At 28.7% G+C, this 15,067-nt stretch carries 15 protein-coding genes; 10 read left to right on the forward strand and 5 right to left on the reverse strand.

Annotated features, from left to right (window positions below):
- Nucleotides 1-112: 112 nt before the first annotated feature.
- Nucleotides 113-1,828 carry an ATP-binding protein gene (locus KIB46_RS02105; RefSeq protein ID WP_291670487.1) on the reverse strand — a complete coding sequence of 572 codons (1,716 nt, stop codon included), beginning with the start codon at nucleotides 1,826-1,828 and terminating at the stop codon, nucleotides 113-115.
- Between the two features lie 216 nt (nucleotides 1,829-2,044).
- On the opposite strand from KIB46_RS02105, the gene KIB46_RS02110 reads away from it, so the two are divergent.
- From KIB46_RS02110 to eno, 3 genes are all read left to right on the forward strand, one after another.
- Nucleotides 2,045-3,337 carry a potassium transporter TrkG gene (locus KIB46_RS02110; protein ID WP_156559949.1) on the forward strand — a complete coding sequence of 431 codons (1,293 nt, stop codon included), beginning with the start codon at nucleotides 2,045-2,047 and terminating at the stop codon, nucleotides 3,335-3,337.
- A 9-nt stretch (nucleotides 3,338-3,346) separates the two neighbouring features.
- A complete protein-coding gene (locus tag KIB46_RS02115; RefSeq protein ID WP_156559951.1) occupies nucleotides 3,347-4,021 on the forward strand; it encodes a TrkA family potassium uptake protein in 675 nt (224 codons plus the stop codon).
- A gap of 289 nt (nucleotides 4,022-4,310) precedes the next feature.
- A complete protein-coding gene (gene eno / locus KIB46_RS02120) occupies nucleotides 4,311-5,603 on the forward strand; it encodes a phosphopyruvate hydratase (RefSeq protein WP_291670491.1) in 1,293 nt (430 codons plus the stop codon).
- A gap of 80 nt (nucleotides 5,604-5,683) precedes the next feature.
- Here the strand turns inward: eno and KIB46_RS02125 are convergent, their stop codons facing one another.
- Both KIB46_RS02125 and KIB46_RS02130 read right to left on the reverse strand, forming a co-directional pair.
- Nucleotides 5,684-7,057: a HAMP domain-containing sensor histidine kinase gene (locus KIB46_RS02125; protein WP_291670492.1), complete on the reverse strand. Its 1,374-nt coding sequence runs from the start codon at nucleotides 7,055-7,057 to the stop codon at nucleotides 5,684-5,686.
- Nucleotides 7,047-7,748 (reverse strand): response regulator transcription factor, encoded by a 702-nt coding sequence (locus KIB46_RS02130; RefSeq protein ID WP_291670494.1) that lies wholly within the window; start codon nucleotides 7,746-7,748, stop codon nucleotides 7,047-7,049. The genes KIB46_RS02125 and KIB46_RS02130 overlap by 11 nt, the downstream gene beginning before the upstream one ends.
- Before the next feature lie 158 nt (nucleotides 7,749-7,906).
- Here KIB46_RS02130 and KIB46_RS02135 point away from each other — a divergent pair, with 158 nt between their 5' ends.
- Together KIB46_RS02135 and KIB46_RS02140 are read left to right on the forward strand one after the other, a co-directional pair.
- Nucleotides 7,907-9,064 (forward strand): FtsX-like permease family protein, encoded by a 1,158-nt coding sequence (locus tag KIB46_RS02135; protein WP_291670519.1) that lies wholly within the window; start codon nucleotides 7,907-7,909, stop codon nucleotides 9,062-9,064.
- Between the two features lie 9 nt (nucleotides 9,065-9,073).
- Nucleotides 9,074-9,757: an ABC transporter ATP-binding protein gene (locus tag KIB46_RS02140; protein WP_156559965.1), complete on the forward strand. Its 684-nt coding sequence runs from the start codon at nucleotides 9,074-9,076 to the stop codon at nucleotides 9,755-9,757.
- Between the two features lie 91 nt (nucleotides 9,758-9,848).
- On the opposite strand, the gene KIB46_RS02145 is transcribed toward KIB46_RS02140, so the two are convergent.
- Nucleotides 9,849-10,169 carry a hypothetical protein gene (locus tag KIB46_RS02145; protein ID WP_156559967.1) on the reverse strand — a complete coding sequence of 107 codons (321 nt, stop codon included), beginning with the start codon at nucleotides 10,167-10,169 and terminating at the stop codon, nucleotides 9,849-9,851.
- A gap of 174 nt (nucleotides 10,170-10,343) precedes the next feature.
- Between KIB46_RS02145 and KIB46_RS02150 the strand changes: the two genes are divergently transcribed.
- Together KIB46_RS02150 and plsY are read left to right on the forward strand one after the other, a co-directional pair.
- Nucleotides 10,344-10,976 (forward strand): pentapeptide repeat-containing protein, encoded by a 633-nt coding sequence (locus tag KIB46_RS02150; RefSeq protein WP_291670520.1) that lies wholly within the window; start codon nucleotides 10,344-10,346, stop codon nucleotides 10,974-10,976.
- A 70-nt stretch (nucleotides 10,977-11,046) separates the two neighbouring features.
- Entirely contained in the window at nucleotides 11,047-11,637 is a 591-nt protein-coding gene (gene plsY / locus KIB46_RS02155) for a glycerol-3-phosphate 1-O-acyltransferase PlsY (RefSeq protein WP_156559973.1), read from the forward strand.
- 143 nt (nucleotides 11,638-11,780) lie between these two features.
- Here the strand turns inward: plsY and KIB46_RS02160 are convergent, their stop codons facing one another.
- Nucleotides 11,781-12,974, reverse strand: coding sequence for a coenzyme F420-0:L-glutamate ligase (locus KIB46_RS02160; RefSeq protein ID WP_291670521.1), 1,194 nt, complete (start codon nucleotides 12,972-12,974; stop codon nucleotides 11,781-11,783).
- Between the two features lie 117 nt (nucleotides 12,975-13,091).
- Here KIB46_RS02160 and KIB46_RS02165 point away from each other — a divergent pair, with 117 nt between their 5' ends.
- The 3 genes from KIB46_RS02165 to KIB46_RS02175 all read left to right on the forward strand — a co-directional run bounded on the left by KIB46_RS02165 (nucleotide 13,092) and on the right by KIB46_RS02175 (nucleotide 14,970).
- Complete coding sequence (locus tag KIB46_RS02165) at nucleotides 13,092-13,979, forward strand: LysR family transcriptional regulator (RefSeq protein ID WP_156559978.1); 888 nt, start codon at nucleotides 13,092-13,094, stop codon at nucleotides 13,977-13,979.
- Between the two features lie 69 nt (nucleotides 13,980-14,048).
- The gene (locus KIB46_RS02170) at nucleotides 14,049-14,390 is read left to right on the forward strand and encodes a zinc ribbon domain-containing protein YjdM (protein WP_156559981.1); all 342 of its coding nucleotides are present in this window, start codon (nucleotides 14,049-14,051) and stop codon (nucleotides 14,388-14,390) included.
- 166 nt (nucleotides 14,391-14,556) lie between these two features.
- Entirely contained in the window at nucleotides 14,557-14,970 is a 414-nt protein-coding gene (locus KIB46_RS02175) for a hypothetical protein (protein ID WP_291670522.1), read from the forward strand.
- Nucleotides 14,971-15,067 lie beyond the last annotated feature (97 nt).

The following is a 15,067-nucleotide window of genomic DNA, read 5'->3' on the forward strand; positions in this document are numbered from 1 at the left end:
GAATTAAATTGGAATATAATATTATAGATAAAATATTTCTAAAAAATATATGGGGTGTCGTATAGCGTAAAAATTGGCAGTATAGTTCTTATTACTGCCAATTTTTAATATGTTAATTAAATTTATAAATGTCAGACAATTCTATGTTAAACCTTTCCACTCTTGAATCAATAGATTTCCTATTAGAATTGATTTCTTTATTATTACATTTTCTAATAGGAAGATAAAAAATAAATTCTGTTCCTTCAGTATAGTTTTCATTTAAATAAATATCCCCACTATGCATTTCTATAATGGATTTCACAATGTTTAAACCAAGACCACTACCTATATTAGATTTTGTTATTTCATTATTAACTTGAGTGAATCTTTTAAATATATAATGAGAATTTTCTTTTGATATACCAATGCCATTATCCTTTAATGAAACATATAATCTCTTATTATTCCAATCAGTTGATATAGTAATATTTATAATTCCGTCATCACTTGTGTACTTCAGAGCGTTAGATATTAAATTTAGCATAACCCTTTCAACTTTTTCAAGGTCACAGCATAAATACACTTCTTCTTCATCAGTATCAAATATTATATTTTTACCAAGGATATGTATATAATCTGCTATAGAAGTTACAATACCTTCTAAAAACTGTATTATATTTACATTTTCTTTATATAAATTTATAGCACCATCATCTAATTTTGTCACATCGATTAAGTTATTAATTAAGCGTAACAGCCTATAAGAATTATACTTTATACTTTCCAGGTAATTGCAATACTTACTATTAATAGTTGAGGCATCGTTTTCAAATCTTTCTAAAATTAACTGAGAAGCAGATATAATTATATTTAAGGGGGTTTTAAAATCATGGGACATATTTGCTAAAAACTCAGATTTATGAGTTTCTAAGTTTATTCTGTTTTGTAAAGTTAATAATTCATCCATATTTTTTCCTATTATAAAAATCTGTTCAGTGCTTTTATCATAAGAGTAGCTAAGCTCTATTAGTTTTGTGCTAGTATCTTTGGCTAATATGTTGCAATAGATATGAGTATCGTTACATTTCTCTTTCATTTCACTAATAGAGGGTAATGCGTTTTTGTAAAAAGGGCTTAATAAATGATTTAATTTCTTATTTGCTATATCTTTATTTGACCATCCTAAAAGCTTTAAAAAGCTATTGCTAACTTTTTTTATAACACCATCATCATTAGTGATTATATACAAATCTGTGGATATATTTAAAAAGTATTCAAATTCTTTTTCAATCTCCTCTTTAAGCTCTAATTCTTTTTTTAAAGAGTTGGTTAGATATAAGTTATCCAGAGATAATATAAGTCTTTTAGCTATGTTATTTATACAATTGTTTACTGTAGAGTTAAAATTATCTTTAGTAAAATAAACAGTTATAAGTCCTAAAAGATTATGACCAGATACTAATGGATAAGCAGTCATATATTCATTTTTAAACATTCTTTTATAATAAGGGTCTTCAAAAATATAATAACCCTTCCATAAATAATATTCTGACAAGTTATGGGTGGTACTAATAATATTACAATCTAAAAGTATTTCTTTTTTATTTTTATCTAAGTCTATACAAATATTTTGTGGGGTAAGTTCTGAAATTCCCAATGCATATTCCTTAATTAGTTGTTTAGCAGTAGTGTTATATGTCCATAAAGTAACTCCACTTAAGTTCAGGTCTTTATAAATATCAGATATATATTCGTATATTTCCCTTACAGAGTTTGAACTATTATCAAAATAGTTACTAAAGTCAATAGTGTTAGTATTACCTACCTTATCATGTAATTCTAACATATAAGTCACCTCCCTTTATGTGTAATCTTTTTTAATAAAAAATCTAATATAAATAAAACCATAATTATAGTATCCTATTTTTGCAAAAACATATAAAGAGAATTTAAAAAAAATTAACTGATAATTAACATTAAATTTTATTTATTGAAACAAATGGGATATATAATAGCACTAAATATTTTAAGTATATTTATTTTGCTGAGGAGAGTGTATCATATGCCGCTGATAAAAAAGATTAGTCCAGGCAGATTAATTGTATTAGGATTTGCACTAGTTATAATCATGGGAACCATATTATTAATGTTACCAATTTCTCTGAATGAAGGAGTAGAAATATCCTTTATAGATGCATTATTTACTTCCACTAGTGCTGTATGTGTAACAGGGTTAATAGCAGTTGATACAGCTGATACCTTTAATGTTTTTGGAAGAACTGTAGTAGCCATGCTTATTCAAATTGGTGGACTTGGAGTTACCTCAGTAGGAGTTGGATTTATACTTCTAGCAGGTAAGAAGGTAAGTATTAAAGGACGTAAATTAATTAAAGAAGCTATGAATTTAGAGAGCATGAAAGGGTTAGTGAAAATAGTTAAGGCAGTGCTTTTAATGACTTTACTATTTGAATTAGTAGGGGTAATACTAAGTTACATTGTATTTTCACAGGATTATGAACCATTAAAGGCTTTAGGAATAAGTGTTTTTCACTCCATAGCTGCATTTAATAATTCTGGATTTGATATATTAGGGGGATTACAAAATCTCATACCATATCAAAGTAATATTCTTTTAAATTTAACAACATGTTTTCTTATTATTTTTGGTGGACTAGGTTTTTTAGTAATAAAAGAAATATTTGAAAAAAGATCTTTTAAGAAGTTTTGTCTTCATACAAAAGTTGTATTGTTAATGACTACTTTATTGCTTATAGTTGGCACCATTCTTTTAAAGATGACAGAAAATATATCTTGGCTTGGAGCGTTCTTTTTTAGTACTTCAGCTAGGACAGCTGGATTTAGTACATATAACTTAGGTACCTTTACAAATGCAGGGTTATTTACATTGGTAATATTAATGTTTATAGGAGCATCCCCTGGATCAACAGGTGGTGGTGTAAAAACTACTACAGCCTTTATTATAGCTAAGAGTTTATATGCTAACTCTACTAATAAACATTGTGGTGCATTTAAAAGGAAATTTCCTGTAAGTGTAATATGGAAGGCATTTAATCTTGTGATTCTAGCTTTCTTAGTAGTTATTATAGGAACCTTTATCTTATGTATATTAGAGCCAGAAAGTTCATTTATGCAATTACTATTTGAGGTTACAAGTGCCTTTGGAACTGTAGGATTATCTACTGGTATAACTCCACATCTTGCATCATTAAGTAAATTTATTATTGTATTAATTATGTTTATTGGAAGGCTTGGACCTATTACCATGGCAACAATTTGGTATCAAAAGAAGCTTCCAGAAGCACGTTATTCAGAAGAGTCTGTAATTATTGGATAGGAGGATTTTATGTTTAAAGAGAATAAATCTATGGAGTATGGAATAATTGGTCTTGGGAGGTTTGGATTTGCTCTAGCAAAAACTTTAATAGAAGCTGGAAAAGAAGTATTAGTTATAGATAGTGATGAGAGCAAAATAAAACAAATAAGGCAATATACAAGTAATGCTTTTGTGGTAGAGATACTAAATAGAGAAACATTAGAAGAAACAGGAATACAAAACTGTGAAACAGCAGTTGTATGTATTGGTGAAAAAATGGATGCTAGCATTCTTACAACTTTAAATTTAATTAATATGGGAATCCCAAGAGTTATAGCAAAGGCAGTAAGTTTTGACCATGGATCTGTGCTAACAAAGATTGGAGCAGGAGTGGTATATCCAGAAAATGATATGGCTATAAGAGTTGCAAATAGACTTTTATATTCAAAGGCTTTAGATTTTATAGAGCTTAATGATGATATAAATATTTGCGAAATGGAAGTGCCTAAAAAACTTGATGGAGTTCAAATAAGAGAGTCAAACATAAGAAAGAAGTACAAGCTTAATATTATTGCTATTGAAGGAGAAGGGGGAACCATATTAGAAGTATCACCAGATTACATTTTAAAGTCTGGTGAACTAATAGTAGTAATAGGAAAAAAGAATAATATAACTAGGTTTGAAGAATATTTACTTGATGAGTAATAGATATAGTTTATATCATTTACTTTAGGAGAAATAGTTGACAAAATATTTATAGAATAGTATTATCTAAGTGAGAAGAATAATCAATAGTGATTAGTAATTACAATTATGAAAAAGTACAATATTTTTATCAATGTACTTACACACTACATTGACTTAGTTGAATACATCGTGAATTATATAAATTGTACTGCATAATTATAAGTAGTTGGAGACCTATACACTATGTGTAGGTCTCTTTTGTAAAATAGCTAAATTTTTATTTATATAGATTTAAGGAGTGATATTTATGAAAACTTATGTAGAAATAATCGACATAGTTGGAAGACAAATTTTAGATTCTAGATGTTTCCCTACTGTAGAGGTTGAAGTTTACTTAGAAGACGGAACAGTAGGAAGAGCAGCTGTACCTTCAGGAGCATCAACAGGTATATACGAAGCTGTAGAATTAAGAGATGGTGACAAAGATAACTATCTAGGAAAGAGCGTAGAAAATGCTGTTAAAAACGTTAATGATATAATTGCAGAAGAATTAATAGGTTGTAACGTATTCGACCAACCATATATTGATAAAACTATGATTGAATTAGATGGTACACCAAACAAAGGAAAGCTTGGTGCTAATGCTATCTTAGGAGTATCTTTAGCATGTGCACAAGCGGCTGCTAACTCATTAGGATTGCCTCTTTACAAGTATATTGGAGGAGTTAATTCTAAGACTTTACCAGTACCAATGATGAATATTATAAATGGGGGATCACATGCTGATAACTCAGTTGATTTACAAGAATTCATGGTTATGCCAGTAGGGGCTAAAACTTTCTCAGATGCTATGAGAATGTGCGCTACAGTATACCACACTTTAAAGAAGACATTACATGATAAGGGATATTCAACAGCTATTGGAGATGAAGGTGGATTCGCTCCAAATCTTAAATCAAACGAAGAAGCTATTGAAGTTATTATCGAAGCTATAACTAAGGCTGGATACAAGGCAGGAGAAGATATGTTTATCGCTATCGATGCTGCATCTTCAGAATACTACAAAGATGGTAAGTATGTATTAGAGCATGAAGGTAAAACTTTAACTGCTGAAGAAATGGTAGACTTCTTAGAAGCTTGGGTTAACAAGTATCCAATAATCTCAATCGAAGACGGTATGGCTGAAGAAGATTGGGAAGGATGGAAGCTACTTACTGACAGATTAGGTAAGAAGGTTCAATTAGTAGGAGACGATTTATTCGTAACTAACACTGAAAGATTAGAAATGGGAATTGAAAAGGGAGTTGCTAACTCAATTCTTATCAAGCTTAACCAAATCGGTACTTTAACTGAAACTTTAAATGCTATTGAAATGGCTAACAGAGCAGGAATGACTGCAGTAGTTTCTCATAGATCAGGAGAAACTGAAGATACAACAATAGCTGATTTAGTTGTTGCTGTTAATGCAGGACAAATTAAAACTGGTGCACCAGCTAGATCTGAAAGAGTTGCTAAGTACAATCAATTAATTAGAATTGAAGAGGAATTAGAAGATGTAGCTGAATATAGAGGAAGAAAAGCTTTCTTCAACATAAAATAGTAAATGTTTTTTATAGAACTGCCTTAGGCAGTTCTTTTTTAGTAAAATAGATAGGTAATGGAGAAATGAAACTATACCTTTTATATAAGTATAGTTATTTTCATTCCTCTACCTTCAATACTTTCAGCATAAATAGCTCCTGAATGTGCCTCTATTATATCATGAGCTATTGCCATACCTAATCCAGAACCTTCTACCTGACTTGAAGTATTAGTGCCTCTATAATATCTTTCAAAAATGTATCTTAAGTCTTTTTGACATACACCTTTGCCATCATCTTTTATTAGAATTTTCACCCTAGACTTATTTATTCTTTCAACCTTTACTTCTACATTAACCTTATAGTCGTTATGAAGGAAGGCGTTTATAATTAAATTAATAAAAACTCTTTTAATTAAGTTTTCATCTAAACTAATCTTTATATCTTTCTCATAAAAAGTGAAATTAATTGAGCCATTATTAAATTTATCATCATTCATTATATCTATTATTACATGTCTTATTAGAGTAATAATATTTACTTCCTTTTTATTTAATAGTAAGTTCTTATCTTTAAGATGAGAGGAAAGGTTTAAATCCTCAACTAAATTTTTAATGTAATCAACCTTATTAATAATTATGTTAGAATACCTAATTCTTTGGTCATCATTAATTTTATAATCTTTTACAGACATTATTTCTGCATTTCCCCTAATTGAAGTTAGAGGAGTTTTTATATCATGGGATATATTTGAAATCCATTCTTTTCTCATTTCCTCTAGTTTATTTCTTTCAAGTTCATTAGTATACAATCTATTTGAAAGTATATTTAGGCTTTCTCTAACATCTGAATATATTCCTTTTCCAACATTCTCTATAGAATATTTCCCTTTGGATAGATTATTAATTCTATCCACTAATCTCTTAATTGGACGGGTAATATGTATTAAATATATACAGCTAATAAGTAGTATAAAAATTATAACTATTGCTATAAACAATGGGAAATTATGAGCTTTAATCAATTGGTCTTTATTATAAGCAAATATTAATCTTTCGACTTTATTAGGACTAAAAAACAAAAGAGTAGTATAACTATTTCCTTGGAAATAATTGGAAAATAAAAACATGGTTTGATCTGGATTTGTATATAGATTAATTAAGGTTTCATTATTATATTCTGTTGGATAGTCCTTTGGTTTATTATAGCTATAAACTTCCTTATTATTTATATCTAGTATTTGGAGTTTTACATCATTGCTATTTAGTAAAGCTAACCCTTCAGAATCTACATAAATATTATTACTATCATCTAAATGTATATGTGTTTTAAATGAATTAATAAAGTCAGAAGGATAATAGTCTGAAGTAAAGCTATGCTTAACACTTACATCATATAGTCCTATTGTTATGCAAATTAATATTATTGCAATTATAGAAGAAACTATAAACTTTAATGAAGGTTTAAATATCATTTTTACGCTCCCTTATAAATTTATATCCAAGTCCTATTACTGTAGTTATATATTTAGGATTTGAGGGGTCATTTTCAATTTTCTTTCTAAGCTTTCTAATATGAACAGTTATAGTATTGTCGTATCCAAAGAAATCTTCCCCCCAAACCTCGTTACAGATCATCTCTTTACTTAAAATTCTATTAGGATTATCAATAAAGTATAAAAGAAGTTTTAACTCCTTTGCAGTAAATTCTAATAGTTTACCATCCTTATATACTGTTCCTTTATCTTTATGTATTTCTATATTATCAAATTTAATTACTTTATTATCATCTATACTGGTTTTACTAAATCTTCTAAGACGAGCTTTAACCCTAAAAGCAACTTCTCTTGCACTAAAAGGTTTTGTGATATAATCATCAGCTCCTAGGGCAAATCCTAGAAGTCTATCTACTTCTTCTGATTTTGCTGAAAGAAAGAGTATTGGAACTTCACTTGTTTTTCTTATTTCTTTAAAAACATCATATCCTATAATGTCTGGAAGCATTATATCCAAAAGTACTATATCAGGATTTTCTTTTCTAAATAGTTCTATTCCTTCCTTTCCTGAAGTTGCCCTATATATATGCTTAAAACCTTCCATTTCTAAAACAGTAGTTAAAATATCTAAAATTTCAATTTCATCATCTATTAATAAAATTTTATTCATTTCAATCATCCTTTGTTTTTTTATAAATTATAACATAAATAGTTTTTCCTAAAATATTTAAGTAAATTAATTAAGATGGATTTAAGACCATTTTTATTTAGAATAAATAACTCTCCCTTAAAGTAGTAGTGACAAAAGAAAAAAGTGAGGGAAAAACAATGAGAAATAATTTTAAAATAGCTTATAGATTTATAAAGTCTAATAAAGCTCAGACAATTTTAATAGCATTAGGTATTGCTTTAGGAGTTACAGTACAACTTTTCTTAGGGTTACTTATTAATAACTTAAATGATAATTTATTAAATAAAACAATAGGTAATACCTCTCAGATAACAGTTTCTTCAAAAGATAAGGGGATATCTAATTATAATGACATTATAGCTAATATAAAAGATAAAGAAGATAAGATTACAAATATAATGGGGGTATTAGATAATCCTGCAATAGTAAAAGAAGGAGATTCTAATAAATCAATTATAGTTAGAGGGTTAGATTTATCTAAAGAAAATGATATTTATGATTTAAGTAATAAAATAAGTGAAGGGGAATTTCCTCAAAATGAAAATGAAGTGCTAATAGGTAAGGGATTAAGTGAAGATTTAAATTTAAAAGTGGATGATGAATTAGGGTTTTCATCTCCTAGCATTGGGGAAAAGAAGGTTAGGGTAACTGGAATAGTTGACTTGAAAGTAAAAGGAATGAATGATTCATGGGTAATTACAACTTTAGCCAACTCTCAAAAGATTTTCTCTAAAGAGGGGGAAGTTTCATCTATAGAAATGAAGATTAATAATGATTATGTTTTTGAGAGTGATGAAATTAGTAAAAGTATATCTTCCTACATTCCTAGTGATTTAGATATTGTAAATTGGAAAGAGGATAATGAAAGTTTATTAGATGCATTAAGTGGACAGAAGACATCAAGTATTACAATTCAAGTATTTATTATAATATCTGTAACAATGAGTATAGCTGGAGTGTTAGCTATTTCAGTTATTCAAAAGTCAAAGCAAATAGGAATACTTAAGGCAATGGGAATAAGAAATAGAAGTGCAGCAGCTATTTTTATACTTCAAGGATTAATTTTTGGTGTAGTTGGAGCTTTATCTGGAGGAATATTAGGAATAACCTTATTTAAGATATTTACAGTTATGGTTAAAACATCTGATGGAAGTCCATTAGTTCCAGGAAATATGTATTATGGGTTTATTTTAATGAGCATAATTATTTCAATATTAGCAGCAGTTTTAGCATCAATAATAGCAGCTAAAAAATCACTTAAATTAGATCCAATAGATATTATAAGAAACAATTAGGAGGAAGTTATGAGTGCATTAGAGCTTAAAAATATAACAAAAGTATATGGAGAAAAAGTAAAAGCTAAGGTATTAAATAATACAGATTTAACAATAAACGAAGGAGAATTTGTTTCTATTATAGGACAAAGTGGAAGTGGTAAAAGTACATTGCTAAACATAATGGGAACTTTATCTAAAGGAAGTAGTGGAACACTTTATATTAATGGTATTAATGTAGAAGGTATGAACAAGAATGAACTTGCTAATTTAAGAAATAGTGAACTAGGCTTTATATTTCAGTTTCATTATCTTTTGCCTGAATTTACAGTTCTTGAAAATATATTAATGCCTTATTCTATATCTGGAAAAAAGGTAAACAAGGAAATCTTAGAAAGGGCTAAAGAGCTTATAGATTTAGTTGGATTAACTAAAGTAAAAAATAATATGGCTACAGATTTATCCGGTGGACAACAGCAAAGAGCAGCAATAGCTAGAGCCTTAATAAATAATCCTAAAATAATTTTGGCAGATGAACCAACGGGGAATTTAGATTCTAATACGACTAATGAGATATATAATCTACTTAGAGATATTAATAAAAAGTATAATACAACCTTTGTAATAATAACTCATGATAACAGAATAGCTGAAAAGGCAGATAGAGTTATAGAAGTATTAGATGGGAATATAATAAAAGATTATTTAAATTAGGTGAAAATAATAAATTAATCATTGATTTTATTATGAGAAGAGAGGGTATTTATTTTGAACATAATAATCAAAATAAATACCCTCTCTAATTTTATTGCCTAATCCACTCTACAACACCAGGTGTAAGTGAAGCTAAATCTTCTTTATCAACTTTATTTACAAAAATCATATCTTTTTCTTCTAAGAAGTCTTTTAAGAATGAAACTATTTCTTCAGAATTTTTATCAGTTTTTACTAAGAAACTTGTAGGCATTAAATGAGCCCATGCTCCTAATGTTTTTATATGTGCTGTTACTTCGTAGTCATCACGTTCTTCATGATGGTGGTGATGATGATCATGGTCACCATGGTCTCCACATCCACAAGAATGAGATTCTTCTTTTAAATAATAAGTTATTAAATATGTATTCATTTTTGTACCTACCTTTAATTAATGTTTAAATTAATAATAATATAGATAGCTTTTAAATGCTAGTTAAATATATAATAAATAATGGGATCTACACAAAGTAGGAGTATAATATCTAAAGAATTACATGAAGGAGACTAGCTTAAGTAAGAGTTTATATAGATATAGGAGAGGAATATGGTTAAGATACAAAAACCTAAATTTATAGATTTAGAAGAGGTTGAAGATTTTTATGATGAAGTTATATATGAAGAAAAGATAGTAAGTAAAATTGTTGAGGGATATTCTATAAAAGGAAAAAATGAAGGAGGATTAACTATAGATTCCTGCAAGTTTAAAAATGTTGTATTTACTAATTGTTCTTTTGAAAATCTTGATTTAATAGATACTAGATTTGAAAGCTGTGATTTATCAAATGTAAACTTAAGTAATAGTGGAATTCATAGGGTAGAATTTATAAATTGTAAGCTTGTTGGTACTAGATTTGATGAAAGTAATATAAAAGATGTACTAATTAAGGATTCAATAGGAAGATATTCTAATTTCTCATTTTCAAAAGTAAATGGTATGTATATATTAAATAGTGATTTTGAAGAAGCAACCTTTCAAGAGGTTAAACATAAGAAGTTAGCAGTTGAGGAAAGTAGTTTTATAAATGCATATTGTAATAAAACTTCCTTTGAAAAGGTGGATTTAACCTCATGTGATATAGATGGTATAAATGTAGATATTGAAGATGTTAGGGGGGCTATTGTTACAACAATGCAAGCATTACATTTAACTAAGTTATTAAATTTGCAAATTAAATAAGATTTTTAACTGACTATAAGCGCAAATTTTGTTATAATAAGACGAAAAACTAAGACAGATGGAGGAGTTTATGACAATATTAAGTATTATTGCTTCGTTTTTTATAGGGTCTATACCTACAGGATATATTTTAGCTAAGAAATTTAAGGGGGTAGATATAAGAACTGAAGGTAGTGGAAATATTGGTTCCACAAATGTTAGAAGAGTATTAGGTCATAAATTGGCAGTAGCAACACAGGTTATTGATGTGTTAAAGGGGCTTGTACCTGTAGCGATAGCAATAGGGATACATAAAAGTGGACTTGTAGATATGGACTATTCCTTATATGTTTCATTAGTAGCATTAGCTTCTATACTAGGACATAATTTCACACCTTTTTTATCATTTAAAGGAGGAAAGGGAGTTAACACAACTCTAGGATCTTTCTTTTTATTAAGTCCTTTATCAGTAGTGGTAGGAGTAGCTACTTACTTTATATTAAAGTATTTTACTAAAATTGTATCTATTAGATCTATGGCTCTTGGAATATCTATGCCAATTACTTGTTTATTAACAGGAGCAGATATGACAATTACAATTGCAGCGCTTTTATCTACACTATTATTAATAGTAAGACATAAAGCTAACATTATTAGAATAATGAATGGTACTGAAAAATAATTTTATAAGGTATATTAAAACCCACCTAAGTTCAGGTGGTTTTTAATTTTGCTATAAATATTTCAATAAAGATCCAAGCCTTTGGAAATAAAAAATAAAAGGGTTAAATTCTCATTGTAAGAATTTAACCCTTAATTATTATACTATTTAGTATAGTTATCAAAATATCCTTGAATGTATATAATAGGAGTTCCTTTATCACCACTACCAGATGTTAAGTCAGATAAAGAACCTATTAAATCAGTAAGTCTTCTTGGAGTTGTTCCTTGAGAAGCCATATTACCAACTAAATCTGCATCTTTATTCTTAATGTATTCAGAGATAGCCTTCTTTAATTCCTCACCTTTTAAATCAGCAAAATCATTATCAGCAAGATATTTTAATTTGATTTCATTTGGAGTTCCTTCTAATCCAGCAGTATAAGCAGGAGATACAACTGGGTCAGCAAGTTCCCATATCTTACCTACAGGATCCTTGAAAGCCCCGTCTCCATAAACCATAACTTCAACTTCTTTTCCTGTTTTTTCTTTTAATATAGCTTGAATTTTATCAACTATTGGTTGACAGTTACGAGGGAAAAGCTTAACTTTGTCCTCTGTAGATTTGTTAGAACCTAAAAGACCATAAGCTTCATTACATCCACTTCCATCAATTGATTCTGATAATATGTTATCAAGGCTGTATATCTTTTCTCCACCATTAGCCTTTAAGATTCTCTTAGTTCTAAATCTTGAGTGAATATCACAAGCTAATACACTCTTTGTATAATTTAAAATTGTCTTTGCATCATTAGAGAAGATTACTTCACATTCTACACCATATTCTTCAATTAATGACTTGTAGTATTCAACGTAGTCAACACCAGTGAAAGGATGCTTATTATATCCAAATAGCTCACGGAATTTAGCTTCTGTTAAAACATCAGTCCATGGGTTAACTCCCTTTTCATCTAACATGTCTAAATCAACTAAGTGGTTACCAACTTCATCAGAAGGGTAGCTAAGCATAAGAACTATTTTCTTATGAGCTCCTTTAGCAATTCCTCTTAAACATATAGCAAAACGGTTACGGCTAAGAATTGGGAATATAACACCTATTGTATCTTCACCAAATTTAGCTTGTACATCCTTAGCTATATTATCTATTGAAGCATAGTTTCCTTGAGCACGAGCTACTATTGATTCAGTAACTGTAACTACATCCTTATCTTGAATTTCAAATCCTTCAACTTCAGATGCCTTTAATACGCTTTCAACAACTATATTTTCAATGCTGTCACCTTCTTTAATAATAGGGCAACGTAACCCTCTAACAACAGTTCCTACTACTCTTTCCACTTTGTAATCTCTCCTTATTTAAAAATATAATAATTATTTCCATATGCTTGTAATATACTCCATATAGTGATATAAGTAAAATAAATAGATTAAATAGTAGGTATAAGGAGTGCTTATATGATTACAAAGTTAGATTTATATAAAGTATTTAGCCAAGTAGTAAAAAGCAAAAGTTTTTCTAAAGCAGCTAAAGAATTGTATATGACACAACCAGCTGTTAGTCAAGCTATAATGGCCCTTGAAAGAGAGTTAGATATAAGATTATTTAATAGAACTCCTAAGGGAGTATCTCTTACTAATGAGGGAACTTTATTATTTGAATACATTAATTCAGCAATGAATTTGATAAAACTTGGGGAAGAAAAGATATTAGAGTTTCAAAATCTTGCAATTGGAGAATTAAAGATTGGAGTGGGAGATACAATATCTAAATATTTCTTAGTACCTTTTTTAGAAAAGTTTCATAACAAATATCCTAATATAAAGTTCAAAATTAACAATAGTACAACCTTAGAACTTTGTGAATTATTAAAATCAGGAGATATTGATATTGCTATATGTAATCTTCCTATAGAAGATCCTTCAATAGAATCCAGCTCTTGCTTTGAAGTAGGTGATATTTTTATATGTGGCGAAAAGTTTAAGCATTTATCAAGAGAAAGTATAGAATTTAGTGAGATATGTAAATATCCTTTAATATTTTTAGAGCCTAATTCTAACTCAAGAAAGTATGTTGAAAAGTTTTTGCTATCTAAGGGTGTTAAAATATCTCCAGAGTTTGAGCTTGGCTCATATGATTTACTTTTAGAATTTGCAAAGATAAATTTAGGGGTAGCATGTGTTGTAAAAGAATTCACTAAGGAATATTTAGATGAAGGTACTATATACCAAGTGAAATTGAAAGAAGATATTCCAAGAAGAAGTATAGGTATTTGTCATTTGAAAAGTGTTCCTATGTCTATAGCCTCAACTAAGTTTGTTGAAATAATTAATAATGGCATATAGAATTGTAAATAATATAATACTATGATATTATAAAATCTCAATATAAGATACGAAGGAGAAATGTAGAGTATGAACGATTTTCCAAATTGTCCAAAATGTAATTCTGAATACACTTATGAGGATGGAAGTCTTTTTGTTTGTCCAGAATGTGCTTATGAATGGAGTAAAGAAGGAAACAATGAAGCTAGCGATGATGTTTTAGTTGTTAAAGATTCTAATGGAAACATTTTAAGTGATGGAGATACTGTAACAATAATTAAGGACCTTAAAGTTAAAGGTGCATCATCTGCTTTAAAAAAGGGAACTAAGGTTAAAAACATAAAGTTAGTAGAGGGTGACCATAACATAGATTGCAAGATTGATGGATTTGGTGCTATGAGCCTTAAATCTGAATTTGTTAAAAAACTTTAGTATAAAAATTAACTGGACAAAGTAAGATGTTCAGTTAATTTTTTGTTTTATATACATAAAATGATTAATATAGAGGGATTAATTAGTTTTTTTACATTTTACTCCTTAACATCAGGTTTAATTGGTAATATAATAATATAAAGTACATTTTTGAAAGGTGATGAATATGGGGTTAGGTAAATTTGTAAAGAAGACAATAAATGTTGTTGGAACTGCTGCTAAGGTAGGTGTTGAACTTGGGGCTGATGCTGTTGGTGCAATAGCAGAAAAAATTGATGATAACCCAGAGAGCAAGGAAAAATATCAAAACATGGGAAAGAAACTTGGTGCTAATATTAAAAGTGGTGCAAGTAAAATAGCTGATAGTTCAGTAGATGTTGTTGATAATGCAGTAGAATCAGGAAGTAAAATCTGCAGAAATATTGGAGATGAAATAAGTGAAAAGATAAGCTCTGTTAAGACAAAGGGTGCAGATGCAAAAAAAGGTACTGTTGTTAAGAATGTAGATTTTGAAGAAGTAAAAGAAGATGGAAATTACGGAGTAATAAAAATAAATAATAATGATAATATAGATAATTAATATAATGAAGAAACGCTTTTGTATGAAGTGTTTCTTTTTTTTTGTTGCAAACTTTTGGAAGTTGTGGTATATATAAAACATAACAGCGTTATAAAAA

This window comes from Clostridium sp. (assembly GCF_018372875.1).
Taxonomy (GTDB): Bacteria; Bacillota; Clostridia; order Clostridiales; family Clostridiaceae; genus Clostridium.